The 1,168-nt window shown below is 57.4% G+C and carries 1 protein-coding gene; it reads left to right on the top strand.

Translation table 11 applies throughout. The features are described from left to right. Positions 1–616 precede the first annotated feature (616 nt). Positions 617–1,168, top strand: a 552-nt coding sequence (locus tag EXE44_RS16900) for a DUF4397 domain-containing protein (RefSeq protein ID WP_137717976.1), incomplete at its 3' end; no start/stop codon positions are given.

The following is a 1,168-nucleotide window of genomic DNA, read 5'->3' as shown; positions in this document are numbered from 1 at the left end:
CAACTATTTATATATAAACAGCTGGCTTTGGAGACGTTCTCCGTCGGTCCGCAATCAGCTATTTGGCTCTGTTGAAATCCTATTCTACAGACACGTTCTCGCCTGAAACAGCTGGTCGCTGAAGAGTGCGGGTTGAATATCGGGAGTTCTACCAATTCAGGGAGACATTCGGATCGTCGTGCGAGATACAGCGCGCGAGTCGAGCACACAGACGACTATCTCGACCAGAGCGGAACAGCACACCGATGAACCCTCGCTGGACGACCACGCGGCAGCTCCAGTCCAATGCCGAGACAGCGAGGAAACCGATGAGTCTGATGAGAAGACAGGCCCACGACGCGCCCTTCGTCTTCGATAACTTGGGTCGGTTCTGCTCTCACGCACACGAAAACGACTGGCCCCCTGACCGAAGTCCTGCTCGGACCCGGTCCATCGCTCGCTGGCCGAGTTGGAGTTGCGGTCGTTTTCGCCTCTGTAGCTGAAGTCGGTATACAACGCCGCCTCGGGGAGCACAAACTGCGTGCTCCGGTGTTCCCCGTACGGCTCATACCCATATATAATATATTTTGTTCACATATATAGATTGAAACTTCTGGCACGAGCAACAAGAATTGGTATGGCAGAAACCGCATCCGTCCGCGTTGGTCACTGTTGTCCGGACGCACCGAACGTCGATGTCCACGTCGACGGCGAAATCGCCTTCGAAGACGTGCCATTCGAAACCATCAGCGAGTACGCCGAGCTGCCAGCTGAAAGCCACGAGATCGCTGTCACGCCGCATGGCGACGACGAGGCAGTCCTCGATCTGACAGTCGAACTTGAGGCAGACCGCGCGTACTCGGCGCTTGCGACTGGTATGCTCGCTGAAGCCGAGTGTACAGTACTTTCCGACGCCCCCGGTGATGTCGAAGCCGACCAAACTCACGTCCGGTTTGTTCATGCCTCACCGGACGCTCCCGCCGTCGACGTGCGAGTCGCTAACGGTGGTCCGACCCTGTGTGAAAATATCGAATTCCGAAGCGCCAGCGAGTACGTTCCTGTTGACGCTGGCTCCTACGATCTTGAGGTCCTCCCGCACGGAAGCGACGACATCGCGCTCTCGCTGCCTGACACCGAACTTGACGGCGGCGCCGCAGTCTCAGCAATCGCGGTTGGGCAGGCAGGTGAC

Origin of the sequence: Halorubrum sp. SS7 (genome assembly GCF_005435055.1) — an archaeon.
Classification (GTDB): Archaea; Halobacteriota; Halobacteria; order Halobacteriales; family Haloferacaceae; genus Halorubrum; species Halorubrum salinarum.
Note: the sequence above shows the minus strand (reverse complement) of the source record. Positions and strands in the feature narration are given on the sequence as shown.